Consider the following 25,612-nt stretch of genomic DNA (forward strand, 5'->3'; position numbering starts at 1 on the left):
GAGCCAACCAAGGTTGGCATCTACCAGATCACGCCACATCGGTAGTCGCCCACCTTGGTGGGCGCTTCACCGCATGCCAACCAAGGTTGGCATCTACCGGGCCATGGCGCGGCGCCGGTGCACCCAGTAGTACAGCGTCGGTAGCACCAGCAGGGTCAGCAGCATCGCCGACAGCAGGCCACCGATCACCACCACCGCCAGCGGCTTCTGGGTCTCGGCACCGATCGCATGCGAGGTCGCCATCGGCAGGAGGCCGAACATCGCCAGCAGCGCGGTCATCAGCACCGTGCGCAGGCGCTGCAGCGAGCCCTGCACCACCGACTGCAGCAGGTCCATGCCCTGCTCGCGCAGCTGGGCGAATCGACTGAGCATCACCACCCCGTTCAGCACCGCTTGTCCGAACAACGCAATGAATCCGATCGCCGCCGACACCGATAGAGGAATGCCGGTCAACCACAGGGCCAGGATGCCGCCGATCATCGCCAGCGGTACGTTGGCCAGGATCAGCGCCGCGCTGCTGATGTCCTTGAAGGCATCGAACAGCAGTACGAAGATGAGCAGCACCGACAGCGGAATCACCCAGCCCAGCCGCTTCATCGCACGCTGCTGGTTCTCGAACTCGCCGGACCATTCCAGCCGGTAGCCTTCCGGCAGCTGCACACTGGCATCCACGCGCTTGCGCATGTCGGCCACCACGCTGCCCATGTCACGCCCTGCGATGAAGATGCTGACCGCCTTCACCCGCTGCGCGTTCTCGCGCGAGATGTTGATCGCGCCGCTGGCCATGCGGAAGTCGGCCACGTCGGACAGCGTCACCGTGTGGCCATCGCCGATACCCACTGGCACCGTGCGCAGCCGTTGCAGGTCGCGGTCGGCATCGTCCAGGCGCAGCGAGATCGGGAACTTGCGATCGCCCTCCCACAGCTCGCCTACCTGGCGCCCGCCCAGCGCGGTCTCGATCACTTCGTCGATGTCGCGCACGTTCAGGCCATAGCGTGCTGCACGGTCGCGGTCGATCTCGATCTGCAGCTGCGGCAACGAACCATCGCGGTCGATGAAGGCGCTCTCCACGCCCTCCACCCCGCGCACCTGGCCCAGGATGGCCTGTGCGTGCTGGTTCAGCACGTCCAGATCCGAACCGCTGACCTTGATCACCACCTGGCCCTTGATCTGCGAGATGCTCTCCAGGATGTTGTCGCGCACCGGCTGCGAGATCGAGAACTCCGGCCCCGGAATGCGCTGCTCCAGCGTGCGCTGCAGGTCGCTCACCAGCTGCCGCTTGTCCACGCCCTTCGGCCATTCCTTCTCCGGCTTCAACGCCACCAGCGCCTCGATCTGGTTGGCACCCTTGGCATCGGACCCGTCTTCCGGGCGCCCCAGCTTGGCCACCACCGTCGACACCTGCGGGAAGCTGCCGACCAGCTCACGGATGCGCCGCGACTGTTGCTGCGCTTCGGCCAGGCTGGTGCTGGGGTCGAGTGTGGCGGTCAACCAGATCGACCCTTCGTCCAGCTCGGGCAGGAACTCCGAGCCCAGGCGAGTGCCCAGTGCCAACGTACCCACCAGCAACGCAACTGCGGTCAGCACCACCGCACGTGGCCGGGCCAGTGCGCGCTCCAGGATCGGCCGGTACCAGTCGGTCAGGCGGTCCATCAGCGGGTTGCCATCGCGCATGCGGTCCCGTCGCAGCCACCAGTAGCAGAGCAGCGGCACCACGGTCAGCGCCAGGATCAACGCACCGATCAGCGCAGAGGTCACCGAGTACGCCATCGGCGCGAACATGCGGCCTTCCTGGCGCTGCAGGGTGAAGATCGGGATGTGCGCGGCGATGATGATCAGCATCGAGAAGAACGTCGGTCGGCCCACTTCCGATGCGGCCGAAAGAATGGTCGAGAACCGCGTCTTCCGATCAGCCGTAGGTGGCAGCTTCGACAATCGCGAGACGATGTGCTCGGTGACGATCACCGCGCCATCGATGATGATGCCGAAGTCCATCGCACCCAAGGACAGCAGGTTGGCCGGCACGCCCCACAGGTGCAGGCCGAGGAAGGTCGACAGCAGCGCCAGCGGCATCATCGCCGCCACGATCAGCGCGGCGCGGGCGTTGTACAGGAACAGCCACAGCACCAGGAACACCAGCACCGCACCTTCCAGCAGGTTGCGGAAGACCGTCTTCAGCGTGGTCGTGACCAGCCACGAGCGGTCGTAGAACGGCTCGATGCTGACCCCAGCCGGCAGCTGGTTCGCCTCGATCTCGGCGATGCGCGCATGCAGAGCGTCGAGCACGTCGGACGGATTCTCGCCCTTGCGCATCAGCACCATGCCGAACACCGCATCGTCATTGTCGTCCTGGCCGACCAGGCCCTGCCGTGGCAGGCCGGTATCGGCGATGCCGGCGAGGTCGCGCACCAGGATCGGCGTGCCCCCACGCTGCGCCACCACCACGTTGCCGATGTCGGCCGGCGAACGCATCAGGCCCACGCCGCGGATCAGGAACTGCTGCTGCCCGCGCTCCACGTAGCCGCCGCCGGCGTTGGAGCTGCCCTTTTCCAGTGCCTCAGCGAACTCACCCAGGCTGATGCCGCGGTCGCGCAGCTTGTCCAGGTCCGGCTTGACCTGGAAGGTGCGCGCGAAGCCACCGAAGCTGATCACATCGGCCACCCCCGGCACGGTGCGCAAGCTGCGCTCCATCGTCCATTCCTGCACGGTGCGCAGCTGGGTCGGCGTCATGTGCGGGCCCTTGAGCACGTAGCGGTAGATCTCGCCCACCGCAGAGCTCATCGCCTCCAGCTCCGGGGTCACCCCTTCTGGCAGCTCCACACCCTGCAAGCGCTCCAGCACCTGCTGGCGCGCGAAATAGTCGTCGGCCTTGTCGTCGAAGGTCAGGATGATCATCGACAGGCCGAACTGGGTATGCGAGAACACCCGCACCGAATGCGGGATGCCGGACAGCGCCACTTCCAGCGGCATTGTCACTTCGCGCTCCACCTCTTCGGCGGCGCGGCCCGGGTGCAGCGACACCACCGTTACCTGGGTGTCCGACACATCCGGGAAGGCTTCCACCGGCAGTACGCGGAACGCGGCAATGCCAGCGCCGATGAACAGCAGCAGTGCCAGCATCACCATCAATGGCTGGCGCAGGCAGTAGGCAATCAGGCGATCGATCATGGCGCAGCGTGCCCGCTACCGGTGCTGACGGCTGCCGGCGCGCTGTCGACCAGCTGCTGCAGCAGCAGGCCGCCTTCGACCACCACCCGGCTGCCGGCGGCGAGGCCCTCACGTACCCACAGCCGGCCGTCACCCAGCTCCTCCGCGTGCACGGCGCGACGCACGAAGCGGCCCTTGCCCTCTTCCACGAACACCACCTGCTTGCCGTCGATCAGCAGCACCGCCGCATCGGGCAACGAGACACCGCCCTCGGCCGGCAACGCCACCTGGGCGCGCACATATTGTCCGGCCTTGAAGCCGCGTGCACGATTGTCCAGCTCGGCGCGTGCCTGCACCACGCGGCGTTCGCTATCGACGAAGTCATCCACGTGCTGGAGGGTCGCCTGCAGTGGTTGCCCATCGGCGCCGGGCACGCTCACCTGCATGCCCGCCTTCAAGCGTCCGGCGAGGCTTTCGGGGATGTCCAGCAACAGCCACAGGCGGTCCGGATCGCCGATCACTGCCAACGGCTGTTCACTGTCCGGGCTGACCGACATTCCCGGGCTCATTCGCCGCTCCACCAGCACGCCATCGATGGGCGCGCGCAGCGGCAGGCGCTGATCGACGCGCTGGCCGTTGCCATAGGCCTTGGCGAAGGCAGTCGTGCGCGCATGATCGGCCTGGCTGCCAGCGAAGTTGGCCTCGGCCTCGTCCAGTTCACGACCCGACGCCACTCCCGCCGCATACAGTTCGCGGGTACGGTCCAGTTCCTTGCGTGCCTGCTGCAGCTCGGCGCGGCCACGCGCACCTTCAGCCTGGGCCTGGCCGAACTCGGGCGAGGTGATCCAGGCGATCACCTGGCCAGCCTTCACCTTCTGCCCCGGCTGTGCCTCGATGCGCGCCACCTGCCCCGGCAGCGGCGTGTGGAGTGCGCTGGAGCGCGTCTCATCCCAGACCACCCGGCCCGGCAACTGCAGGCTGGCGCTTGCGCCGACACTCACCGCCTCGCTGCGCAGCACGTCCAGCTGGCGGCTGTCGGCGGGAAACTGGATCTGGCCGGCGCTGACCTGCGGCGCATCCTCAAGATAGGATGCTGGCTCTCGACCGCAGCCGCCCAGCAGGGCCAGCGCCAGCAAGGCCGGCAGCACGGCGTGTCGCGCCTGCGGGCGATAAGTGACGGTGGACTTCATCGGGACTCTCCTTCAGCAACGGATGTGGCCGCTTCCCAGCGCGCCAGGGCAATGGCATGGTCGGCACGCGCTTCAATCAGCGCGGCCTCGAACTCGCGCCAGCTGCGGCGCGCATCCAGCAGATCGGTCAGGCTGGCAGCACCACGCCGGTAGGCCAGCTCGATGCCCTGCACGGCCTTGCGTGCGGCGTCTGACTGCAGCCCCTCGTACTCGGTGCGACGCTGTGCGGCGGACTGCGCACTGGCCTGCAGCTGGTCCAGTTCGGCGCGTGCTTCGCGCTGCAGCACCTGCAGCTCAAGCGCGGCATTGTCACGGTCAGCCTCGGCACGCTGGATCGCGCCGCGTGCACGCGACGGGCCGCCGAGCGGAATGCTCAATGACACGCCCCAGGTGACGCCGCTGATGTCGGTCGGCTCACGCTCCGCCTCCACGCCCAGCTGGATGTCGCGGTGGCGCTCGCTGCGAGCCAGTGCCACGCCGGCATCAGCAGCCGCCAGGCGCGAGCGTGCGGCGCGCAGATCCGCGCGCTGCTGCGGGTCGGACACACGCACGCTGGCCACGCTGCTGGCAGCCGGCCACGGATCATCGGCGCTGATGTCATGGCTGTCGTCACGTCCAAGCAGCAGGCCCAGCGCATGCCGCGCGTCACGCAGATCCAATGCTGCCTCGCGCGCCGCGTCCGCCACAGCGAGGTCGTCCACCGCCAGCCGCGCGCGATCCACCGGCGCCATCGCCCCTGTCGCAACCTGCTTGGCCGCCGCCGCCATCTGCTCGGCCGAGCTCTGCCGGTTGGCGTCGGCAATCTGCGCCCGCTCCTGTGCGCCTTTCAGGCCGAAATAGGCTTCATGCAGCGCCACCTGCTGGCGGCGCCGGGTATCGAGCATCTCCAGCCCGGCCACTTCCAGCAGCGCGTCGGCCTGGCGGATGCGCAATGCACGCTTGCCACCGCGTTCCCAGGTCCAGCCCAGGCCCACGGTGCTGTCCACGCGCTTGTCCTGCCAGCGCCCGGGGCCGATGCCATGCTTGGGGCTGATCTTGCTGGTGCCGATCGACAGCTCGGTGGCCGGGCGAAGCGCCGCTGTCTGCGCATCACCCTGCACACCTCGCAGCTCCAGTGCCGCCGCGCGCAGGTCCGGGTTGTGCGCTTCCATTGCACGCTGCGCTTCTGCAAGGGACAGCGCCGAAGCCGCAGGCGCGCACAATAGAGCGGCCAGCACCGCCGCAAGACGAGGGGAGAAATTCATGCACGTCACGGTAAGGTGACGGACTTGCGCCAAACTTGCCCCAACCTTGCACGAAGCTTGCAATGCGAATCCTGCTGATCGAAGACGATGCCGCCCTGGCCGATGGACTGATCCGCGCCCTGCAGGGTGCCGGCCATCTGTGCGACCACCTCTCGCGCGGACTGCACGCGCCTGCGGCGCTGGCCAGCGCACCCTATGACGTGATGGTGCTCGACCTTTCCTTGCCGGACGTGGATGGCCTCGACCTGCTTTCGCGCCTGCGCAACGATGGCGCCACATTGCCGGTGCTGATCCTGACCGCGCGCGATGGCGTTGAGGATCGCATCCTCGGCCTCGACCGTGGCGGTGATGACTATCTGGCAAAACCATTCGCGCTGGGTGAGCTGGAAGCGCGCCTGCGTGCATTGTCGCGCCGCCGCAGTGACGCACCAGCACAGAAGCGATTGGGCCGGCTGTGCTTCGACAGCATCCGCAACGAAGTGCAGGTGGACGGCCAGCGCATCGAGCTGACCGCACGCGAGCTGTCGCTGGTCGAGGCATTGATGCAGCACCCGGGGCGCACCGTGACCAAGCAGCGCCTGTTCGATGCGTTGTACAGCTGGGATCACGAGGCCAACCTGTCGGTCATCGAGGTGCACGTCAGCCGCCTGCGCCGCAAGCTGGAGCAGGCCCACGCCGGCGTCGGCATCCGCATGTTGCGCGGCCTCGGCTACCGGTTGGAGGCCATGGGTGACTGAGCGCGTGCACAGCCTGCGCGGCCTGCTGCTGCGGCGTCTGTGGCTGCCTCTGCTGGTGCTGCTGCTGTGCAGTGCGGTGGGTTCATTCGCCTTGGCGCGCTTCTATGCCGGCCAGGTCTACGACCGCTGGCTGCTGGATTCAGCGATGTCGTTGTCCGAACTGGTGACGGTGCAGGACGGCCGCGCATCCATCGAAATCACCCCGGCGGTATCACGCATGTTCACCTGGGACACCGCCGACGAAGTGCATGGCGAGGTGGTCGATGCGGATGGCGGGCGCCTGTATGGCGACCTGCCCGAGGCACTACCTCGCCCCATGGCCGCCGCTGGGAATGACGACGCGGTGTACTACGACGCGCGGCTACACGGGCAGGCCGTGCGCATGGTTGAAGTGGTGGTCAGCGCCGGCCAGGGCCATGACATCCGGCTGCGCGTGGCCGAGACACTGCGCAAGCGCCATCGGCTGGAGCGCAAGCTGTTGCTGACCAGCGTTCCGTTCCAGGCTGCGATCCTGGCACTGGCGGCGTGGCTGGCCTGGTCCGGTACAGGCGCTGCCGCACGCCATGCCAACCTGGTCGCGCGGAAGTTGGCCAGTCCGCGGCCGGATCCTTTGGCACCGCTGGATCCTGCGCAGGAAGCGCCGCGCGAACTGTGGCCGGCGGTGGAGGCTTACAACGCGCTGCTGCAGCGGCTGGACGCGATGCAGGCCGCGCAGCGCCGCTTCGTCAGCAACGCTGCACATCAGCTGCGCACACCGTTGGCAGCGATGCAGGTGGAGCTGGAGAGTTCATTGCGCCAGCATGATCCGCAGGCCCAGCAGCTGGCATTGTCCGGCACGCTGGCCGGGCTGGCCCGCTTGCAGCATCTGGTCAACCAGCTGCTGATGCTCAGCCGCTCCGAAGATCCGCATGGCAGCGCACTGCCGCTGCAGCCTGTGGACCTGGCCGCGTTGGCGCGCGGCGTGGTGGAGCGCTATGCCGACCGTGCATTGACTGCAGGCGTCGATCTTGGCTATGACGGGCCCGACGATGGCCTGCAGGTACAGGGCGATCCGCAGCTGCTGCGCGAGGCACTGGGCAACCTTCTGGACAACGCGCTGCGCTATGGCGGCGTGCGCGGCGTGATCACCCTGGGTCTGCAGCACGATGCCGGTGGCGTGCGGGTGTGGGTGGACGATAACGGCGCCGGCATCGCCGAAGCCGAGCGCGCGCGCGTCACGGAACGCTTCTACCGAGCCAGCACAGAAGGCGACGGCTGCGGGCTGGGGCTGGCGATCGTGGCCGAGATCGCGCAACGGCATGATGCGGCGCTGGTGATCGATACCGCCCCGATCGGTGGCGCGCGGGTCGGGCTGCGGTTTCGTTCCCGCTGACGTCCTGCGTGCCAACCAAGGTCGGCACCTACCAATCGTCATCTGCTCATCGAATACGGCGCCTGCGCGTCCTGCCCCGGCCACGCCTTGTTCGGCTCGGCCTGCATGCTGAAGCGCAGCTCGCCGCCGGCCAGGATCTCGTCATGGCGCAGGAAGGTGCGCTGCAACGGCTTGCCGTTGAGGCTCACGCTGCCGACGTAGGTGTGCTTGTCGTCCAGACCATCAGCCACGATGGTGAAGGTCTTGCCGTTGGGCAGGCGCATCGCGGTTTTCGGCAGGAACGGACGGCCCAGGATGTACTCGCCCGAGCCCGGTGCAACCGGGTAGAAGCCCAACGCGGTGAACACGTACCAGGCCGACATCTGGCCGACGTCATCATTGCCGGCCAGGCCATCGGGGCGGTCGGCATACTGAGTGTCCATGATCTGCTTCAGGCGTGCCTGGGTGCGCCACGGCTGGCCGGCGTACGAATACAGGTAGGCGACGTGGTGGCTGGGTTCGTTGCCATGCGCATACCAGCCGATCAGGCCGGTGATGTCTTCCATGTGCTCGAAGATGGACGGATCGACCTTGGCGTTGAACACCTCGTCAAGGCGCGCGAGCAGCTTGTCACTGCCACCGTGCGCTGCGGCCAGTCCGGCCACGTCCTGCGGCACGTACCAGGAGTATTGCCAGGCGTTGCCTTCGGTGTAGTCAGTGCCATAGCCGCTGGCGCTGGGATCGAACGGGGTGCGGAAGCTGCCATCACGCTTGCGCGCGCGCATGAAGCCGGTGTCCTTGTCGAAAGCATTGCGCCAGTTGCCGGCGCGCTTGTCGAAGGTAGCGGCAACATCAGCCTTGCCCATGGCCTGCGCCATGCGAGCGATGGTCCAATCATCGAAGGCGTACTCCAGCGTCTTGCTGGCGGCCTCGCCTTCCTCGTCGATCGGCACATAACCCAGCTCGCGGTACTGCGCGATGCCGTCGTAGGGACCGTAGTTGGCGGTCTCGACCATCGCCTTCAACGCCTTGTCGGCGTCGAAACCGCGGATGCCCTTGACGTACGCATCGGCGATGACCGGCACCGCGTGGTAGCCGATCATGCACCAGTCTTCCAGGCCGTGGAACGACCACACCGGCAGCATGCCGTACGGGCTGTGTTCGTGATGGGCAAGCATCGAGTTGACGAAATCGCTGTTGCGTTTTTCCGACTGCACCAGGGTCAACAGCGGGTGCAGCGCCCGGTAGGTATCCCACAGCGAGAACGTGGAGTAGTTGGTGTAGCCGTCCGCCTTGTGCACCGCGTTGTCCGAGCTGCGGTACTGGCCGTCGGCATCCATGAACAGCGTCGGCCCCAGCAGGGTGTGGTATAGCGCGGTATAGGCACTGCGCCGGGCGTGTTCGGGGGCGTCGATATCGAGCACCGACAGCGCCTGCGTCCACTCCTGCTTGGCCTGCGCGCGCACGCGGTCGAAATCGAAGTCGGCCACTTCCGCGTCAAGGTTGGCGATGGCGCCGGCTTCGCTGACCGGAGAAATGGCCACCTTCACCACCAGCGGCGCGTCCAGCTTGCCGAAGTTGAAGGTGCCGACCAGCTGACGCCCCTCGATCTGTGCACGCTGCGATGGATCCTTCTCGCCCGGCGGCGGGAAGCCCTTGTAGACGACGTCCTGCTCGGTGTTGTGCAACTCATGCCCCGACAGCGGGCGCGAGAAACGCATCGCGAAGTACAGCTGGCGGCCCGGCGCCCAGCCACGGGTTTCGCGGAAGCCGGTTACCGTGCCATCGGCACGCACCCGCACCCGCGACCACAGTACCTTGCCCGGGTAGTCGTACATGCTGGTGCGCATGTCCAGCAGCACCTTGGCATCGGCGCCCTTGGGGAAGGCATAGCGGTGCACGCCCACGCGCGCACTGGTGGTCAGCTCGGCGCGTACCTTGTAATCGTCCAGGGTGACCGCGTAGTAGCCCGGCTCGGCCTTCTCGTCGTCGTGACGGAAGCGCGAGGCGTAGCCGCTGCGCGGCTTCTCGGGATCGCCACGCTCCAGGCCCGGATTGCCGGTGAACGGCATCAGCAGGATGTCGCCCAGATCCGAATGGCCGGTGCCGGAAAAATGGGTGTGCGAGAAGCCGACGATGCTGCTGTCGTCGTAGCGATAGCCGGCCGCCCAGCCGTAGGCCTTCTCACGCGGCTGGATGCGCGTATCCGGGCTGAGCTGGACCATGCCGAACGGTACCGTCGCACCGGGATAGGTGTGGCCTTCGCCGCCGGTACCAATGAAGGGGTCAACCGAAGCGTAGGCCTTGTCGGCGGCCGGTCTGGCAGGAGCGGCCGACGCCAGGCCGGAAGCGAGCATCGCCGTGGCGGCGACAACGATCAGGAGACGACGGTCCAGCGTGGGCATCGGCATTTGGATCGATTCAGGTGGTTGCCGGATGCTAGCACCGGGTTTGCTGCGCCGCATGCTGCAGTGCGGGCGTCCGTCCATTGGCCGTCTTAATGCTGCATAGGCATCACTCCGGCAGCACGCCCTGCAGCGTTGCCAGGTCTGCGCTGTCGACCGGGCGCACCACCCGCGCCACTTCCAGGCCATCGCGCAACAGCACCACCGTCGGCCACAGCTTCACCTTGAACGCGCGGCCCAATGGCTTGCCCTTGCCATCTTCGATCTTCCGGTGCGGAAGATCGTTCGCATCGACGAAGGCTCGCAACGCCGGCTGTGCAGCCTGGCAATGACCGCACCAGGCCGTCCCGAATTCCAGCAGCTGCCAGCCCGCCTGCGCCTCCACCTCCGCAGAGGTGGGCTCGGTCAGCAGGTGATCACGCATGAACGGCATGAGCGCTACGCCGCCAGTACCTTCTGGATGTCTTCCAGCGGCGCGTTGGTCAGATCCTTGGCGATGTCGCCCAGCAATCGCGCCTGGACTTCCTTGTGCAGCAGCGGGCGGATGCGGCCCAGCGTGGTCGGGTCGGCGATCAACACCAGGTGCGCATACCGGTTCTTCAACGCATCTTCGTTGAGCTGTTCGGCCACCTGCTTGGCAAACGTCGCTTCATTGAGCTGCGAGATCGACATGTCCTTGGGCACAGCACCGGCCGGGCCCTGCCCGGACACGCCCTGCTCGCTGATGTCCTGCAGGCGCAGCTCGCCTTCCTGCTTCAACGCAAGCTGGTGCGCGCTACCCACGTTGGTGAACACCCTTGCCGAACCACCATCGGCCACCACGATCAACGTTCCTTCGGGAATCGTACGCGCCATTGCACCCTCCATCAGTCAGAAAAAGTTGCTGTGTGCTCCACCCTATGCACATCGATGTCACCGGCGCGCCTACAGGATGTGATCCGGTCATCGCAATCTGCAATCCCCCCTAAATTTGTCCAGCGGCCTGCCGCTATGGCCTCCATCATCGCGAGGAACCTCTGTGCACGCTGGCTCACTGTTCCACGTCTACTTCGCCACCAGCCTGGCCATCCTCGGCTGCGCAGGGTGCATCCATCAGTTCCTGCAGGGCCAACCGCTGTTCTCACTCGCCATCATGTTCTCGGTGTTGACGGTGGTTGGTGCCGCACTGATTACGCGGCGGCTGGCGTTGCCGGGTGCGGTGGCGGTGGTCTGCACCGTGCTTGGATTGATGGCAAAGTCGGCTTGAGCCATCTGAACAGGCGACGTGGAACACAGCGTGCAGATCAGCCCGCTTCGCTGCACGCTCACGCCGATGCCGCTATCATGAACGGATGATCGACACGACCCACTACGTGACGGGCGAACCTGTTACGTGGAAAGCACTGCCGACCGGCGTTTCGCTTGCCACGATTGCTCCCGCCCTGAATTTCCATCGCCTCGCGCTGGATCCCGGCGGCTGACGCCCGCAGGCCCCCTGCCTGCATCCCCCACGCTGCTGTGACACCCGGCCGCTGACTGCGCTGCCGGTGTGATCCCGTTGCTGCGTTTCCGCCCCTGCGGCGGTGCTTTGCCGTGCGCGTGGCGTTGTGCCTGCACACATTCCCCGGCCCCCACGCCGCGCTCCGATGCCCCTGCGCCACTTGCGCCTGCATCGCCGTTTCCGATTTCCGGGACACATCACATCGCCCATCCCCTATTCCATACCTACAAGGGAGCCCCCATGCAGGACACGCCTGATTCCCATGCCCATTTTGGCTGGTTCAAACGCCGCCGCCACCTCAAGGTCGATGAGATCACCGTCGTCGACAAGCCCATGCTCAAGCGTGCCGTCGGTGCCGCCGCACTCGGCAACGCGATGGAATGGTTCGACTTCGGTGTCTACGGCTATCTGGCCGTCACCATCGGCCAGGTGTTCTTCCCGTCCAGCAACCCCACCGCACAGGTAATCGCCGCGTTCGCCACCTTCACCGTGGCGTTCCTGGTGCGCCCGCTGGGCGGCCTGGTGTTCGGCCCGCTCGGCGACCGCTACGGGCGCCAGAAAGTGCTGGCGTTCACCATGATCCTGATGGCGCTGGGCACGTTCTCGATCGGCCTGATTCCCTCCTATGAGCGCATCGGCATCTGGGCGCCGGTGCTGTTGCTGCTGGCGCGCGTGGTGCAGGGCTTTTCCACCGGTGGCGAATATGGCGGCGCGGCCACCTTCATCGCCGAGTATTCCACCGACCGCAACCGCGGGTTGATGGGCAGCTGGCTGGAGTTCGGCACGCTGGGCGGCTACATCGCCGGCGCCGGTACGGTCACTGCACTGCACATGCTGCTGAGCAGCGAGCAGATGCTGGACTGGGGCTGGCGTATTCCGTTCCTGGTGGCCGGCCCGCTGGGCCTGCTCGGCCTGTACATGCGCATGAAGCTGGAAGAGACCCCAGCGTTCCGCGCCTTTGCCGAGGAAGCCGAGAAACGCGAGCATGATCGCCCCGGGCTGGCTGCACTGTTCCAGGTACACGGCCGCCAGCTGCTGGTGTGCATGGGCCTGGTGCTGGTGTTCAACGTCACCGACTACATGCTGCTGACCTACATGCCCAGCTACCTCAGCGTGACCATGGGCTACGCCGAGAGCAAAGGCCTGCTGCTGATCATCATCGTGATGCTGGTGATGATGCCGCTGAACATCGTCGGCGGATTGTTCAGTGACAGGCTCGGCCGCCGGCCGATGATCATCGGCGCCTGCATCGCGCTGCTGGTGCTGGCCATTCCGTGCCTGCTGCTGGTCGGCAGCGGCAACGACTGGATGATCTTCCTCGGCCTGATGCTGCTGGGCCTGGCCTTGGTGTGCTTCACCAGCTCGATGCCGTCCACGCTGCCGGCACTGTTCTACACACCGGTGCGCTACAGCGCGCTGTCGATCGCCTTCAACGTCTCGGTGTCGCTGTTCGGCGGCACCACGCCGTTGGTCACCGCATGGCTGGTGGAACGTACCGGCGACCCGCTGGTGCCGGCCTACTACCTGATGGGCGCGGCGGTGATCGGCCTTGTCACGATGCTGTTCGTGAAGGAAACCGCCGGCCTGCCGCTGCGCGGCTCACCGCCGGCGGTGGGCAGCGATAGCGAAGCAGCTGCGCTGCTGAAGAGCGATGTGCCGGTGACGGTGGACCCGACCTTGCCGCCGCTGCCGGAGTCTGCAGAGCCTGAGCAGGTAAAACCGGCCTGAGGCTGGGCGCAGAACGCGATCCTCGCTTGGCGTGGATCTAAGGGGCCAGTGGCGCCGGGCGCGTACACCCGGCGCTACCTGGCGCTACTTCTTGATGCGGGTCAGCTTCCCCGGCGTCCAACGCAGCGTCCATGTGTAGTTTCCATCCGGCGGACAGACGTGGCGATTCGGGCTCTTCCATTCGCAGACCGTCGCCCCGGCACTGACGGTGAAATCGACAATGATGCGATCACCCTGGATGCGGATCGCGCGGATGGCGCCTGGAATCTGTTCAGCCGCGTCGTCACCATAGCCATACCTGCGGATGGCGGCATAGTCCTCTGCTTCCACCGGCGACAGGCTGTTCGGGTTCTCCTGGCCGCGCGGATCGTTCGCCGTCAGCACCGTCATCACCGCCACCACATTGCGTTGCGCGAAGCTGCCGCCACTGTAGTCGGACGTGTAGAAATACACGACCTCGGCACGGCCATCGCCATCGAGGTCGGCAACAGCGCTCCACACCGGACGGAAATCGGATTCAATGTCGTCGCCGGGAATCAGCCGCAAGTTGGCTTCGGCGGCGTGGAAGGCCTGCACCAGGCTGGGCGGCGATGGTCGCTTGGCGGCGGGCGACGCGGCCATCGCCGGCATGCAGGACAGCGCCAGCGCCAGCGCCAGCGCTGCAAGCGTCAGGCGGATCGGGGTCGAGCGGAACGTTGCGGATCCCTGCATGACATCCTCCTTGAATGTGCGAACAGCGTAGCGAAATCGTACCAGCCCTGTTGTGACCCTCTGCCAGGAAGTACTGGCCCTATCCGTTCAACTCCATCGCACGCATCACGATCGGCTTGGCCCAGTCAGGCGTATGCAGCAGTTCAGCCACCGAGACCGGGTATTGCAGCTGGCCGCGCTCCATCGCCAGCACCGGCAGCGGCTCGACGCAGCCCTCGGCATCAGCCGGTGCGCTGTTGTCGTAGACATGCAGCTCGGCCAGGTGTGGCAGCAGTTCCAGCAGGTTCTCGCGTGCCGAATCGAAACGGGCGTGGATCTTCTCCACTGGAATGTCGTGACCACCAGCCGCCACCCGCGCCGCAACGCGGGCGATATGCAGCTCGACCGTGGCCAAGCCACAGAACCAGATCGCAACGTGATGGTGTTCGCAGGCCTCACGCAGCAGGCGTGGAATGGTGTTGCCACCCAGCGTGGTCTCGAAGGCGAAGTCCGTGCCGTCGGCCATGGCCTGGCGCAACCGGCGGGTACCTTCCTGCCAGGCCTCGGCATTGGCCTCGGGCAGCGGCCAGCCGGCCTCGACCAGGCGCCGGGTGAAAGAATCGGGATTGAACCAGCCCAGGCCCTCCGCTTCCAGCCAGGTTCCCAACAACGAACTCTTGCCGGCGCCGTTGACGCCGGCCAGCACCAGGATCCGCCCCATAGATCAGAGCGGACGGCCGAGGGTGACCTTGCGGCCGCGACGGATCGGCTGGCCCAGCACCTTGCCCAGCCCTTCGCCGCGCTGCAGGCTGGCCAGGGTCTGGTCAAACTCACCGCGCAGGCGCAGCAGCTCCTCGCTGCGCTCACCCGCATCACCGCCGGCGGCTTTGGCCAGCAGCTCCTGGTAAGTGCGGATATCCACGATCACCGCTTCGGGATGATTGTGGTTGGTGATGACCAGCGCCTGCTTCTCGCGCACGGTGCGCATCAGGCTCGGCCAGCCCCGGGTCTTCACCGACGAGGCCGGGGCCCTCTCAAGGCCAGGCAGATCCAGCGGCAAGGTCATGGCACGGCTCCAGGCAGAAGTGGACTATGGCCACTATACCCAATTTGGCCAAATTGGGGATTAATGGCATTCACCTGCCGGTTCCGGCCTGGGGAGCGTCGGTCTGCAACAGGCTGTCGCGCTCGCGCAGCGGGAAGCGGATCCAGGCGTCCAGGCCCTGTGCACCAAAGCGCAGCTCGCCAGTGCCGGCCAGTTCATAGGTCACGCGCTGCTCGATCAGGGACCGGCCAAGACCCCGCTGCCGGGGCAGCTCCCAGTCCTCCACCTCGGCATGCCGTTCGCACCAGTGCAGGCCCAGCCACGGCTGCCCTTCCTGCACCTGCAGGTGCCAGGACACGTCGATATGCCCATCCTCATGGGTCAGCGCACCATGCCGCAGCGCATTGGTGGCCAATTCATGGATGGCCAGCGACAGCACTTCGGCGGCCTTCGGCGGCAGCAGCACGTCCTCGCCGTGCAGGCTGTAGACCGCGGCAGGCGGGGACTGCGCCGCGATCTCCTCATCCAGCATGCCGCGCAGGCAGACCCCTGCATTGGCGCCACGGGTCAGCAGGCTCTGCGTCCGCGCCAGTGACATCAGCCGCCCGCACAAGCGCTCGGCATACTCATCCACGCTGCCGACCGACTCGCGGGTACGCCAGGCGATGGCATGGATGGTCGACATGATGTTGCGCACCCGGTGCTGCAGTTCGGCCAACAGCACCGATTGGCGCTCGGTCGCACGCTTGAGATCATCGATGTCCACGGCGATGGCGAACACGCCGCTGACCTCACCGTCGGCGTCACGCAACGGAGCGGCCGCGACCCGCGTCCAGCGCGCGCGGCCATCATCGTGCAGGTACTGGAATTCCAGCCCCGGCACCACGGTCTCGCCGCGCATCGCCCGTGCAATGGCGAAGTCGTCCGGCGCAATGGGGGTGCCATCGGAATGGCAGCCGTGCCAGCGATGCTGGTTGTCCGCGTCCCTGGAAGGCACCTTGCCGGTGGGCAGGTAGGCGCGCATCTGATCATTGGACAGCAGCATGCGGCCCTGCAGATCGACGATGCACAGGCCCACCGGCAGCATCCTGAAGGCCAGTTCCAGGCGCCGTTCGCTCTCGCGCCGCCGCAGCTCCTCACGCTCACGCGCGGCCAGCGCCATGTGTGCCGCGGTGGTCTCGAACATGGTCACCAGCACCCCGTTGATCCGCCCCTCTTCGCCACGGATGGGGCTGTAGGTGATGGTGAACCAGACGTCTTCCAGGCGCCCATGGCGGACCAGCGGGTACAGTTTGTCTTCGAAGGTGAGCGTCTCGCCCTGCCATACACGGGTGTAGAGCGGACCGTTGATGTGCCAGACCTCGGGCCAGCATTCACGGGTCGGCTGCCCAAGCCCGCCAGGATGCTTGTCGGCCAGGATCTCGGCGTAACCATCGTTGTAGAGCTGTACCAGCTGCTCGCCCCACAACACGATCATCGGGAAGCCGTGGGCCAGCATCAGATCTACGGTGGCGCGCAGGTGCGGCGGCCATTGCTCGATCGCGCCCAACGGGCTGCGTGACCAGTCATGGCGGGCGATACGCGCGGCCATGCCATCGTGGCGCGCGTGCGGGCGCGGCGTGGGTGGCATTCCGCCACGCAGCTCGGCGGCGTGAATGCCTTCAGGACGGCGCGACATGCCGCGCAATCAGGCGATGCCCGCAGGGACCTGCGGCGTCGCCACCAGCCCGGCCAGCTGCTGCACCAGGGCTTCGATGTGATAAGGCTTGGTACAGCGCGGCGCGCTGGCGAAGCGGCTGGGCAGGTTGTCGTCGTAGCCGGAGGTCAGCAGGAACGGGGTACCGGCCTCGGCCAGGCGGTCCGCCAACGGATAGACCTGTTCGCCACCGAGGTTGATGTCCAGAAGGGCCACGTCGATCGGATGGGCATCGACCAGCTGCCCCAGCGCCTGCAGGTTACCCGCCGGCCCCACCACCTGTGCGCCTTTCAGCTCCAGATAGTCGACCAGGAACATCGCGATGGCGAATTCATCCTCCGCCACCAGTACACGCAGCCCTTTCAGGCCCTCTGGTTTGTTGCCCGCTTCCAGCACGACCGGCGCTCCTCGATACACGCGGCCCACCTCTGCCGCAACGCCCGCAGGATGCGCGAACCGGGCTACAAGGGCGCGTGATGATGGATGAAGGTCGCGGCCACGGCGCGTTCACCGCGGCATTGCAGCGGCGCGTTCAGAAGGCCCGCTCCCACTTCAGGCTGAGCAGGCTGCGGTCGTGGCTGTACAGCCAGTCGACATTGCTGTCGATGCGGGCATAACGCAGGCTCAGGCTGGGCACCAGCCCGGCCACGGCCAGGCGCTCGCTGCGGACGATGGCGATCAGGTTCTGTTCGCTGTCCTCACGCCGTGCTTCCAGCAGCGGACTCCAGGTGTCGTAGTCGCGATGGCGCAGCGACACGAATACGGTGGCCGTGGTGCCGATCCACTGCCGCGCCGCGCCCAGCCGCACGCCGCGCTGGCGGTAGCCGTTGGCCGGGTCGGCTGCGCTGCTGTCGGTGACATCCAGCCCGGCGAAAACCGTCCAGCGCGGGTTGAGCGCGCGGAACCAGGTGGCATACAACGATGCCAGCTCGCCGTCGTAGTTGCTGGCCAGGCCCTGCTGTCGATACCGCTGGCGCTTCCAGTCGGCCTCCAGCTTGAGCAGGCTGCGTGCATCCAGGGCGTACTGCCATTCCCCGTGCACGCCACTGCCCCCCTGCAGCGCATGGTTGCCCAGGCCCTGGTAGTCATAGCTGGGGGCAAGCAGCACGGTCTGCCGTGCACTACGCCAGCTGTAACCCGCCTGCACGTTGGCATTGAGCTCGTTGTACGCACTTTGCCCGCGCCATGTCTGACCGAAGGCGAGACCGCGCACGTACAGCCCATGATGCCCGCCGAGCACCCAGCGCCGTTCCAGGCTGGCGTCGTAGTCCAGGCCCGCCGCGCGCTGGGCGTCGGGCAGTTTCCGTTCGATGATGCAGGCGTCGCCCACGCCGAACAGGCAGGTGCGACTGGCCGAGCTGCGGTTGATGTTGTCACTCCATGCCGGGCCGGCGGACAGCGCGCCTTTCCAGCGCTGGCGCGCCTGCAGGGCACTCAGGTAGCCGTCCACGCGAGCGCGGACGCCGGCCGTGGCCGGATCATCGGCATTGATGCCCGCAGCGATGGCCGTGAACAACGCGACCGCATCGCGATCGCGCTGGTCTTCTGCGTAGACACGCGCCAGTTCAAGGCGCGCCGGCAGGAAGTCCGGCTGCGCCACCAGCAGTGCTTCGTACTCCTTCGCCGCGCGGCGATGGTCGCCCGCCACCCGCGCCAGCGCCCCCTGCGCATAGTGGCGCAGCAGTGGGTCATGGCCGGGCAGTTCGATGTACTCATCGAGGAACGCAGCGGCGGCCTGCCATTGCTGATGCTGCAGTGACAGGTAGAGAGCCTGGCCAAGATCATCGACGGTGCGCTCCACGCGCAGCGTCTGGCCGTCGATGGTGATGGTCGGCCGCTCCGACTCGGCCTGCTGCAGGCGCTGCTGGTCCTGCTGCTGGTGACGCAGGTCGGTGCCCTGTTCGAGCACGCGGCGAAGATCGTCCTGCTGTGCGCGCACATCGGCGGCCGCCAGCAGCAGAACGACAAGGAAGATGGAGTGGCGCATGGTCGATCCGTGGTGGTGCATGCAGCGGGCCGAAGCAGGGACTGGCGGATCGCGGCTTGCCCCTGCCCTGCCCCGTCAGGGGCGTGGCAATCAGTTCTTGCTGCCGCCGAAGGCGGTGTCGTACTGGCTGTTGCCACTGAAGGTGGCGATACCGGCCAGGGCGGCCGCGTTGGCGCCGAAGAACTGCCCCTGGGTGGTGCCGGCAACGCTGCCGTTGGCAGTGGCCGAACCGGCGAACGACGCATTGGCGCTGTTGATGTTGGCGTTGACGTTGATCGCCAGGCCGCCACCGGTCAGGCCGCCGAGCAGCTTGCCGCTGCCGAAGTCCGCACGGAAGGTGCCCGACAGCAGGTTGCTGCCGTTGAACTTGTTCAGGCCCGCAACGCTGTAGGTGGCCACACCGGCCGGAAGCGTGGTGCCGGCACGGTCACCGACGAAGTAGACCTGGCGGTTGTTGAAGCCACCAGCGGCGCCATCCTTGGACCACTCGCCAAACCACACATCGCCGCTGCCAACCTTGACGAAGTTGAAGTGGCCCATGCCGGCATGGCTGCCCGGTGCGCCGGTGATCGGCATGGCCAGCGTGCGCACAGCGGTACCATTGACGGTGGTGGTGCCCGAGTACAGGCTCAGGCCCTGGAAATCGACCGGCTTGGCGTTGGAGACGGTGCCGACGCCGATACCGGCCTTGCCTGCCTTGTGCGGGCCACCGTTGACCTGCGATTCGCCGACGGCGACGTACAGTTCGGCGTCGGTCACCGGGCTGGCCGCACCGACGATGTCAGCGGCATGCGCGGCGCCGGCCAGGGCAAAGGTGGCAGCAACGGCGAGAACCGAACGGGAGATCATCTTCATGGTATTGCTCCTTGGGTTGTGGGAACTACGGGTACAACGCTTGAAAGCGGGAGGTCAGAAGCGCGCGGTGAAGCCGAGCTTGAGGGTGCGGCCCGGCGCCGGCAGCGTGGAGCGCGTGGCCGGGTCGACGTAGTAGCGGTTGCCGAGGTTGCTGCCCACCAGCTCGACGCTGGCGTGCTCGTTGAAGCGCCAGCGCGCGTATGCATCGACGGTGGTGATGTTGCCCCAGGTGAACGGCACGTTCTGCCACAGCAGGCTGCTGCCACCGGCCAGCAACCGGTCGCGATAGGCCTGTAGATCCGGGTTTTCGTGGCGCTGGTAGTGCACGGTGCGGCTGCCCAGTTCCAACCGTTCATCGAACAGGCGCGTACCGAGCGACAGGTTCACCGACAACTTCGGAATCGCCTGGGTCAACAGGTAGCCGCTGACGAAACCGTCCTGCACGCAGTTCGGAACCAGGCCACGGTTGGCATCCAGCAGCACTGCCGTGCTTTCGTCGCACACCTCGTTTTCCAGCGTGCGCGAAATACCCAGGTCGGTGAAGAAGCGCCGGTTGTCGAAGCGTGCCTGCAGCTCGATGCCGCGGATGGTCTGCTTGTCGATATTGTCGAACAGGAAGTAGGCGTCGCGCTCGATCACGTTGCGGGTCTTGTGCACGTAATAGGCCAGCTTGACGTCGGCATCGGCCGTGTTGCCGAACAGGCCCGACAGGTTGTGCACGTAGCCCAGCTCGTAGTTGTAGGCATGCTCGGGCTTGAGCGTGTACAGCGGGTTGAGGCTGCTGGAGAAAGCGATGGTGCTTTCGAACATGCTGGGGAAGCGCACTGCTTCGCTGTAGCGCAGGTAGACGCGCGCGGCCTTGGACAGGTTCACGGTGGCCGAGAAAGTAGGCAACCACGCGTGATCGCGGCGGCGGTCATTGCGCCCGTCCACCGGCCGCGACTGCATGGTGTTGCCGATATTGCAGACCAGGTCGCTGCCGGGGTAGATCGGCAGCACGCCGGGTATGACCGCCACCTGGCCGTTGAGACAGGGGTTGGTCGCACGGGCATAGTTGCCGTTGCCATCGGGCAACCACGGAAGCCGATGTTCCACCGCCTGCGGCGTCTCGTAGTACGCCAGCAGACCATGCAGTGCATCGTCAACCACCGAACCCATGCCGATGCTCTCCCAGAACTCGCGTTCGGCCTCCAGTGCATCGATCTGCGCTTGCAGGCTGGCCGGCCGCTCGGGCAGCTCATTCGTCCGGTAGGTCGCCTCCTTGCTGCCCACGCCCTTGGTCAGCAGCTCTGGATGCGCCTGCAGGAAATCATCGAAGGCCCAGTAGCGGCTGTAGCGCACGCCGGCGTTGAAAGCAAGGAAGTCGACCGGACGCCATTCCAGATTGAGGTAACCCTCGCCTTCCTGGCGACGGCCAGCGCGCGGGTACATGCGCCAGCCATCGGACGGGCCGAAATACGGGTCACGCGAACCCAGCTTCTCGTACTGCCAGTTGCCGCCCACGGTCAGGTCCAGCGTGGAATGCAGGGCGAAGCGGTTGCTCAGGGTCAGGCCGGTTCGGTCGTTGCTCGCATTCGCCAGCGCGGTGTTGCGCAGGATCGGGCTGGCCCCGGCATTCCAGTCCGGATTGCCGGGAGCGAAGTTCGGGAAGCCGCCTGCGGTGTAGGTATCGCTGTCCGTCTCAGTGCGCCACAGGTTGGCGTAGAGGTCCAGCCAGCGGCTGCCGGCCGGCTGGAAGCGGTACTCCAGGTTCCAGGCATCGGACGCAACCCGACTTAGCGGCCACTGGATTCGTCCGTAGTCCGGCGCGGACAGTATCCGCGACGGCATGATCTCGCCATAGTGCGACAGCGTGCGCCGCCAGGTGGCCTTCAGCTGCTGCTCGTCATTGATCTGCCAAGTTCCCTTGACCAGCCACGACTCCTGTTCGCTGGAGGTGTTGGGCACCTCATCGCCGGGCTTGAAATAGCGCGCCAGCGTGGTGATGTAGTCGATGCCCTGGTACTCGTACTGCTCGCGGCGGTCCTGGTCGTAGTAGGCGCTGCCCTTGGTCCCGGAGAAGTAGTTGCCGCGCTTGCGCCAGGCGTAGGCGGCCATCAGGTCGACGTTGTCGCCACGCACGCCCAGCGCCAGGCGCCAGGCCTGGTCCTCGCCATCGAAGGGGTTGTTGCCACTGCGCGACTTCACCGGCACCACCAGGGTGCGGTCGTCATAGGGCGAGTTCGGCGAGCCCTGCGGGAAGCCCGTTACGGTTCGGTAGTCCTCGCCGGTGTGCAGGCGAGGCAGGCGTGGCGCCACCGCATTGCTGCTGCCTTCGATCTTCAGCTCCCCGCCGAAGCGTTCGCCGGCAGCAACAATGTCGTCAACGTCGATGGTCTTGATCACCAGCGCGCCACCGATCCCGCTGTGCACATCGCGCACCAGCCCTGGCCCCTTGATGACCTGGATGCCACCGATCAGGTTGGGATCGATGTAGTTGCGGTTGCTGACGCCGTTGTAGCCGCGCCAGACCGTAAGCGCCTGTTCGCCACCGTCGATGCTGACCGGCACCCGCCCCGGCCCCTGGATGCCACGGATGTTGACGTCCAGCGCACCGCTGTTGCGGGCGTCTCCACTGAACACACCGACCAGATCCTTGACCACGTCGGCCGGATTGGAACCGCGATAGCGCTCCACCCGGTCGCGCCCCGAATACGCCGTGGTCAGGTCCAGCGCGAACACATCATCGTAGCCGCGCCGATCGCGGGCCTCGCCCCCTTCCGACTGCAGGCGACCGGCCACGTCCAGTGTTTCGGTCACCCGTACCCCTTCCCCCTCACCCGCCTCCGCTGCGGCACGCAGGCTCCAGGTGCCGTCCATGCCACGCTGCGCACGTACGCCGCTGCCGCGCAGCAGCTGCTGCAGGGCCTGCATCTGGCTGTACTCACCCTGCACAGCACTGGAGCGCCGGCCTTCCACCAGATCGCTGCGGAACACCACCTGCACATCGGCCTGGCGGCCAAAGGCACGCACGGCGTCGGCCAGGGGTTGTTCCGGAATGGTGTACTGGCGCAACGGCGCGACGACCGCCGGTTGCGCCTGCACGACCGGGACCCAGGCCAGCGGCAGCAATGCAGTAGAGATGGCCAGAGCCAGGACGGTGGCGCGGCGATGACAGGCAGATGCCGTGGACGGCATGGACAGGAACTCCTCAAGCGTGGCTGGACCACGGGCACATCCGGTGCCGGTGGTGTGTCTGGCTTGAGAAGAAACGGTGTTTCGCTCTGGCTATACCTCTATAGACAGCCGCGTGTGGCGACTGCCCACGGTTTTTTCATGTTTTTTTCATGCCGTGTATTCCGCCATGAACCTGCTGCACCTCACCACAGCACCAACGCGCCACCGGGCAAGCGCTGCACGCGCAGTCCCGCCTGTGTGGCCACGGCATCAATAGCGGTCTCCGGCTGCTGCAGGTGGAACAGGCCACTGACCCGCACGTTCGCGCCCTGCCCGCCCAGTACCCATACCGGTGCACGCCGATAGCGCGCCAGATCGGCGATGGCCTGCGCGGCCGGCAGATTGTCGATCGCGACCTCACCACGCCGCCACGGCGCCATGGCCTCGGCATCTTCCAGCCGCACCGGCTGCAGCCAGCGGCCGTCACGGAACGCCCGCGACTGCCCCGCATGCAGGCGCTGTACGCTGCCATCGCCCGGACGCACGTCGACCGCACCCTCGCTGACCTGGGTGGTGACCGTGGTGTCCTGCATCGACACGCTGAAGGCGGTGCCGATATCACGGACCCGGCCGCCCCCGGCCTCGACCTGGAACGGACGAGCCTCGTGCGCCACCTGGAACCAGGCCTGCCCGCGCAGCAGGCGCAGGCGACGCTGCTGGCCGTCGAACTCGAGCGCCAGCGCGGTGCCCGCATCGAGCACGGCGGTGCTGCCGTCTTCCAGCTGCACCACGCGTGGCGCATCGCCACTACGCAGGTCACTGCGTGCCAGCAGCAGCGCCTGCGGCGCAGCGGCAACCATCAGCACCACTGCGGCTGCACTGGCCAGCAGCCAAGGCAGGCGGCGACGCGGTGCGATCGGCCGCAACCCCTGGCGGTCGGCGGTCAGTTCAGGCAGCGCCGCCAGCACTTCGGGCCCGGCGGCATCCAACCCCTGCCAGAAGGCTTGCTGCTGGCGCCAGGCCAGCGCATGGCGGGGGTCGGCCTGCAGCCAGCGCTGCAGAATTCGTTGCTGGCGTTCCGGCAGCGGGCCTGCACTGCACCGGATCACCCAGCGCAACGCCTGCCTGGCCTGACGCGGCGAGGGTTCGGACGTGGTCATGGTTGTGGCCTGCCGCACCGCGAACGGGTGCGCTTTCCTGTTGTGACAACGGCGGGCGCGATCTGCCCACGGCAATCGCCGGTCATCGGCGCGTTCCCTGTTGATGCTGCTGGATCAGCAGCGCCGCGCGCAGCACATGCTTGCCGACCAGGCTCTTGGAAATGCCGAGCCGAGTGGCGATTTCCCGCTCGCTCAGGCCCAGGTAGCGGTTGAGCACGAAGCACTCGCGTACCTGCGCCGGCAGCGCGAGGATGGTCTGGGTGATCTCGCGCAGTTGTGCCTGGTCCAACGCCTGCGCCTCGCCATCGTGGCCGGCCTCGGCCATGTCGGCGGCGTACTCGGCCATCGCGCGCCGCTCGCGGGCGTCGGCCTGGCTGCGGTTGAGCGCATGGTGATAGGCCATCCGGTACAGATAGCCACGCGGCTCCAGGATCGGTGGATCACCGGGCACGCTGCTGGCCTTCAGGTACAGGTTCTGCAGGGTGTCCTCGGTACTGGCCGGGTCGAGATAGCGCGCGATGAAGCGAGACAACGCACGGCGCTCGCGGATCAACAGCTCGACCAGCGCCAGGGCATTGGGAGACATAGGTGCCAAGGCCGGACCGGGGAATGATGGGCGTGATGGCGACGGTCCGGACGTGGATTGTGGGCCGCGCGGCCGCAGGCGGCAAGCAAAGCCTTTTAGAGCCACGCCATGCGTGCATGCGTGGATGAAGGGCCTACGGTTCGTCCAGCGCCTCGAAGCGTTCGGCGAGGTAATCGATCAACGCTCGCACCGCCGGCAACAAGCCACGTCGCGACGGAAACACCGCGTGCACGATGCCGTGCTTCGGCACCCACTCCGTCAACACCGGCACCAGCGCGCCACTGTCCAGCTCATCGGTGATCATCATCCGCGGCAGCATCAGCAACCCGACCCCGGCCACCGCCGCCGCACGCAGCGCGATCATGTCATCGCTGACCAGGCGCGGGCGATGGTGCACGCTGGCCAGCACATCGTCGGGCCCGGTGTACTCCCAGGCGTGCTGCTGGCTGGCCGAAGCGAGGTCCACCGTCGGCATCACCGCAAGATCGGCCGGCACCTGCGGTGTGCCCAACTGTTCCAGCAGTGTCGGGCTGGCGCTGGTACACCAGACCCGGCGTGCCAGCACGCGCACCACCAGGTCGCTGTCCTCCAGCGGCGGCGGCCGCACCCTTATCGCCACATCCACGCCCTCGCCCACCACGTCGACGCGCCGGTTGGTGGCATCCAGCTGCACCGTCACCTGCGGGTGCAGGGCGAGGAAATCGGCCAGCATCGTGCCGATGCGCGCATGCAGGATCGCGATCGGGCACGCCAGACGGATCGTGCCGCGCGGCTCGGCACGTGACATCGCAATCGCTTCTTCGGCCGCTTCGGCCTCGACCAGCATCGCCTTGCAATGGCGGTAGTAGTCCTGGCCGACTTCGGTCACTGAAAAGCGCCGGGTCGAACGCTGGATCAGCCGCACGCCCAGACGCTCCTCCAGCAGCGCGATGCGCCGGCTCAGTTTCGACTTCGGCATGGCCAGCGCCCGGCCGGCCTGCGAGAAGCCACCGTGCTCGACCACCATCGCGAAGTAGAACAGGTCGTTGAGGTCGCAGCGGCGGATATCAGCAATGAACACGGGGCGATCTCCTGTGACGCAAGGCGCGCACCCATTGTTCACCAGATAGGACTATGACGGCAAATATTGGCATCTACCGACCCTATTGTCGCGGC

Annotated in this window: 22 protein-coding genes; 5 read left to right on the plus strand and 17 right to left on the minus strand. The window is 66.7% G+C overall.

Annotated features, from left to right (window positions below):
- Window positions 1–93: 93 nt before the first annotated feature.
- The 3 genes from DI041_RS00825 to DI041_RS00835 are packed head-to-tail and all read right to left on the minus strand — an operon-like array spanning window position 94 to window position 5,581.
- A complete protein-coding gene (locus tag DI041_RS00825; protein ID WP_046984643.1) occupies window positions 94–3,168 on the minus strand; it encodes an efflux RND transporter permease subunit in 3,075 nt (1,024 codons plus the stop codon).
- The gene (locus DI041_RS00830; RefSeq protein ID WP_136637938.1) at window positions 3,165–4,337 is read right to left on the minus strand and encodes an efflux RND transporter periplasmic adaptor subunit; all 1,173 of its coding nucleotides are present in this window, start codon (window positions 4,335–4,337) and stop codon (window positions 3,165–3,167) included. The genes DI041_RS00825 and DI041_RS00830 overlap by 4 nt, the downstream gene beginning before the upstream one ends.
- Window positions 4,334–5,581, minus strand: a complete 1,248-nt coding sequence (locus DI041_RS00835) for a TolC family protein (protein ID WP_136637937.1) — start codon at window positions 5,579–5,581, stop codon at window positions 4,334–4,336. Before DI041_RS00835 ends, DI041_RS00830 begins: the two co-directional genes overlap by 4 nt.
- 62 nt (window positions 5,582–5,643) lie before the next feature.
- Between DI041_RS00835 and DI041_RS00840 the strand changes: the two genes are divergently transcribed.
- Together DI041_RS00840 and DI041_RS00845 are read left to right on the plus strand one after the other, a co-directional pair.
- Window positions 5,644–6,318 (plus strand): response regulator, encoded by a 675-nt coding sequence (locus DI041_RS00840; RefSeq protein WP_049399744.1) that lies wholly within the window; start codon window positions 5,644–5,646, stop codon window positions 6,316–6,318.
- Window positions 6,311–7,690, plus strand: coding sequence for a sensor histidine kinase (locus tag DI041_RS00845; protein WP_136637936.1), 1,380 nt, complete (start codon window positions 6,311–6,313; stop codon window positions 7,688–7,690). The genes DI041_RS00840 and DI041_RS00845 overlap by 8 nt, the downstream gene beginning before the upstream one ends.
- A 38-nt stretch (window positions 7,691–7,728) precedes the next feature.
- On the opposite strand, the gene DI041_RS00850 is transcribed toward DI041_RS00845, so the two are convergent.
- From DI041_RS00850 to DI041_RS00860, 3 genes are all read right to left on the minus strand, one after another.
- Window positions 7,729–10,080, minus strand: coding sequence for a GH92 family glycosyl hydrolase (locus DI041_RS00850; protein WP_136637935.1), 2,352 nt, complete (start codon window positions 10,078–10,080; stop codon window positions 7,729–7,731).
- Window positions 10,081–10,183: 103 nt separating this feature from the next.
- The gene (locus tag DI041_RS00855) at window positions 10,184–10,507 is read right to left on the minus strand and encodes a thioredoxin family protein (RefSeq protein ID WP_136637934.1); all 324 of its coding nucleotides are present in this window, start codon (window positions 10,505–10,507) and stop codon (window positions 10,184–10,186) included.
- A gap of 5 nt (window positions 10,508–10,512) precedes the next feature.
- Entirely contained in the window at window positions 10,513–10,929 is a 417-nt protein-coding gene (locus tag DI041_RS00860) for a baeRF12 domain-containing protein (protein ID WP_136637933.1), read from the minus strand.
- A gap of 163 nt (window positions 10,930–11,092) precedes the next feature.
- Between DI041_RS00860 and DI041_RS00865 the strand changes: the two genes are divergently transcribed.
- The 3 genes from DI041_RS00865 (at window position 11,093) to proP (ending at window position 13,282) form a co-directional block, all read left to right on the plus strand.
- Window positions 11,093–11,320: a hypothetical protein gene (locus DI041_RS00865; RefSeq protein ID WP_046984635.1), complete on the plus strand. Its 228-nt coding sequence runs from the start codon at window positions 11,093–11,095 to the stop codon at window positions 11,318–11,320.
- An 85-nt stretch (window positions 11,321–11,405) separates the two neighbouring features.
- Window positions 11,406–11,534: a hypothetical protein gene (locus DI041_RS21495; protein WP_282567735.1), complete on the plus strand. Its 129-nt coding sequence runs from the start codon at window positions 11,406–11,408 to the stop codon at window positions 11,532–11,534.
- A gap of 260 nt (window positions 11,535–11,794) precedes the next feature.
- Window positions 11,795–13,282 (plus strand): glycine betaine/L-proline transporter ProP, encoded by a 1,488-nt coding sequence (gene proP, locus DI041_RS00870; protein WP_136637932.1) that lies wholly within the window; start codon window positions 11,795–11,797, stop codon window positions 13,280–13,282.
- Window positions 13,283–13,366: 84 nt separating this feature from the next.
- Here the strand turns inward: proP and DI041_RS00875 are convergent, their stop codons facing one another.
- The 11 genes from DI041_RS00875 to DI041_RS00925 form a co-directional block, all read right to left on the minus strand.
- Complete coding sequence (locus DI041_RS00875) at window positions 13,367–13,993, minus strand: hypothetical protein (protein ID WP_046984633.1); 627 nt, start codon at window positions 13,991–13,993, stop codon at window positions 13,367–13,369.
- A 79-nt stretch (window positions 13,994–14,072) separates the two neighbouring features.
- The gene (locus DI041_RS00880) at window positions 14,073–14,693 is read right to left on the minus strand and encodes an ATPase (protein ID WP_136637931.1); all 621 of its coding nucleotides are present in this window, start codon (window positions 14,691–14,693) and stop codon (window positions 14,073–14,075) included.
- Between the two features lie 3 nt (window positions 14,694–14,696).
- Window positions 14,697–15,038 carry a type II toxin-antitoxin system prevent-host-death family antitoxin gene (locus tag DI041_RS00885; RefSeq protein WP_136637930.1) on the minus strand — a complete coding sequence of 114 codons (342 nt, stop codon included), beginning with the start codon at window positions 15,036–15,038 and terminating at the stop codon, window positions 14,697–14,699.
- Window positions 15,039–15,108: 70 nt separating this feature from the next.
- Window positions 15,109–16,695 (minus strand): sensor histidine kinase, encoded by a 1,587-nt coding sequence (locus DI041_RS00890; RefSeq protein WP_136637929.1) that lies wholly within the window; start codon window positions 16,693–16,695, stop codon window positions 15,109–15,111.
- Between the two features lie 9 nt (window positions 16,696–16,704).
- Window positions 16,705–17,109, minus strand: a complete 405-nt coding sequence (locus tag DI041_RS00895) for a response regulator (RefSeq protein WP_046984629.1) — start codon at window positions 17,107–17,109, stop codon at window positions 16,705–16,707.
- 136 nt (window positions 17,110–17,245) lie between these two features.
- On the minus strand, window positions 17,246–18,700 hold the full coding sequence (locus DI041_RS00900) for a surface lipoprotein assembly modifier (protein WP_136637928.1): 1,455 nt from the start codon (window positions 18,698–18,700) through the stop codon (window positions 17,246–17,248).
- A 90-nt stretch (window positions 18,701–18,790) separates the two neighbouring features.
- Window positions 18,791–19,555, minus strand: coding sequence for a Slam-dependent surface lipoprotein (locus DI041_RS00905; protein WP_046984627.1), 765 nt, complete (start codon window positions 19,553–19,555; stop codon window positions 18,791–18,793).
- A 54-nt stretch (window positions 19,556–19,609) separates the two neighbouring features.
- On the minus strand, window positions 19,610–22,732 hold the full coding sequence (locus DI041_RS00910) for a TonB-dependent receptor (protein WP_136637927.1): 3,123 nt from the start codon (window positions 22,730–22,732) through the stop codon (window positions 19,610–19,612).
- A 182-nt stretch (window positions 22,733–22,914) separates the two neighbouring features.
- Window positions 22,915–23,871, minus strand: a complete 957-nt coding sequence (locus DI041_RS00915; RefSeq protein ID WP_136637926.1) for a FecR family protein — start codon at window positions 23,869–23,871, stop codon at window positions 22,915–22,917.
- 82 nt (window positions 23,872–23,953) lie between these two features.
- Complete coding sequence (locus DI041_RS00920; RefSeq protein WP_006370408.1) at window positions 23,954–24,457, minus strand: RNA polymerase sigma factor; 504 nt, start codon at window positions 24,455–24,457, stop codon at window positions 23,954–23,956.
- Between the two features lie 133 nt (window positions 24,458–24,590).
- A complete protein-coding gene (locus DI041_RS00925) occupies window positions 24,591–25,517 on the minus strand; it encodes a LysR family transcriptional regulator (protein ID WP_136637925.1) in 927 nt (308 codons plus the stop codon).
- Window positions 25,518–25,612: the final 95 nt, after the last annotated feature.

The sequence above is a fragment of the Stenotrophomonas maltophilia genome (assembly GCF_004920835.1).
GTDB classification, from domain to species: Bacteria; Pseudomonadota; Gammaproteobacteria; order Xanthomonadales; family Xanthomonadaceae; genus Stenotrophomonas; species Stenotrophomonas maltophilia_AQ.

Excerpts from the sequence above, each read along its gene's own strand:
- DI041_RS00825 (WP_046984643.1), bottom strand. The coding sequence starts at position 3,168 with ATGATCGATCGCCTGATTGCCTACTGCCTGCGCCAGCCATTGATGGTG.
- DI041_RS00830 (WP_136637938.1), bottom strand. The coding sequence starts at position 4,337 with ATGAAGTCCACCGTCACTTATCGCCCGCAGGCGCGACACGCCGTGCTG.
- DI041_RS00835 (WP_136637937.1), bottom strand. The coding sequence starts at position 5,581 with ATGAATTTCTCCCCTCGTCTTGCGGCGGTGCTGGCCGCTCTATTGTGC.
- DI041_RS00840 (WP_049399744.1), top strand. The coding sequence starts at position 5,644 with ATGCGAATCCTGCTGATCGAAGACGATGCCGCCCTGGCCGATGGACTG.
- DI041_RS00850 (WP_136637935.1), bottom strand. The coding sequence starts at position 10,080 with ATGCCGATGCCCACGCTGGACCGTCGTCTCCTGATCGTTGTCGCCGCC.
- DI041_RS00855 (WP_136637934.1), bottom strand. The coding sequence starts at position 10,507 with ATGCCGTTCATGCGTGATCACCTGCTGACCGAGCCCACCTCTGCGGAG.
- DI041_RS00860 (WP_136637933.1), bottom strand. The coding sequence starts at position 10,929 with ATGGCGCGTACGATTCCCGAAGGAACGTTGATCGTGGTGGCCGATGGT.
- DI041_RS21495 (WP_282567735.1), top strand. The coding sequence starts at position 11,406 with ATGATCGACACGACCCACTACGTGACGGGCGAACCTGTTACGTGGAAA.
- proP (WP_136637932.1), top strand. The coding sequence starts at position 11,795 with ATGCAGGACACGCCTGATTCCCATGCCCATTTTGGCTGGTTCAAACGC.
- DI041_RS00875 (WP_046984633.1), bottom strand. The coding sequence starts at position 13,993 with ATGCAGGGATCCGCAACGTTCCGCTCGACCCCGATCCGCCTGACGCTT.
- DI041_RS00880 (WP_136637931.1), bottom strand. The coding sequence starts at position 14,693 with ATGGGGCGGATCCTGGTGCTGGCCGGCGTCAACGGCGCCGGCAAGAGT.
- DI041_RS00885 (WP_136637930.1), bottom strand. The coding sequence starts at position 15,038 with ATGACCTTGCCGCTGGATCTGCCTGGCCTTGAGAGGGCCCCGGCCTCG.
- DI041_RS00890 (WP_136637929.1), bottom strand. The coding sequence starts at position 16,695 with ATGTCGCGCCGTCCTGAAGGCATTCACGCCGCCGAGCTGCGTGGCGGA.
- DI041_RS00900 (WP_136637928.1), bottom strand. The coding sequence starts at position 18,700 with ATGCGCCACTCCATCTTCCTTGTCGTTCTGCTGCTGGCGGCCGCCGAT.
- DI041_RS00905 (WP_046984627.1), bottom strand. The coding sequence starts at position 19,555 with ATGAAGATGATCTCCCGTTCGGTTCTCGCCGTTGCTGCCACCTTTGCC.
- DI041_RS00910 (WP_136637927.1), bottom strand. The coding sequence starts at position 22,732 with ATGCCGTCCACGGCATCTGCCTGTCATCGCCGCGCCACCGTCCTGGCT.
- DI041_RS00915 (WP_136637926.1), bottom strand. The coding sequence starts at position 23,871 with ATGACCACGTCCGAACCCTCGCCGCGTCAGGCCAGGCAGGCGTTGCGC.
- DI041_RS00920 (WP_006370408.1), bottom strand. The coding sequence starts at position 24,457 with ATGTCTCCCAATGCCCTGGCGCTGGTCGAGCTGTTGATCCGCGAGCGC.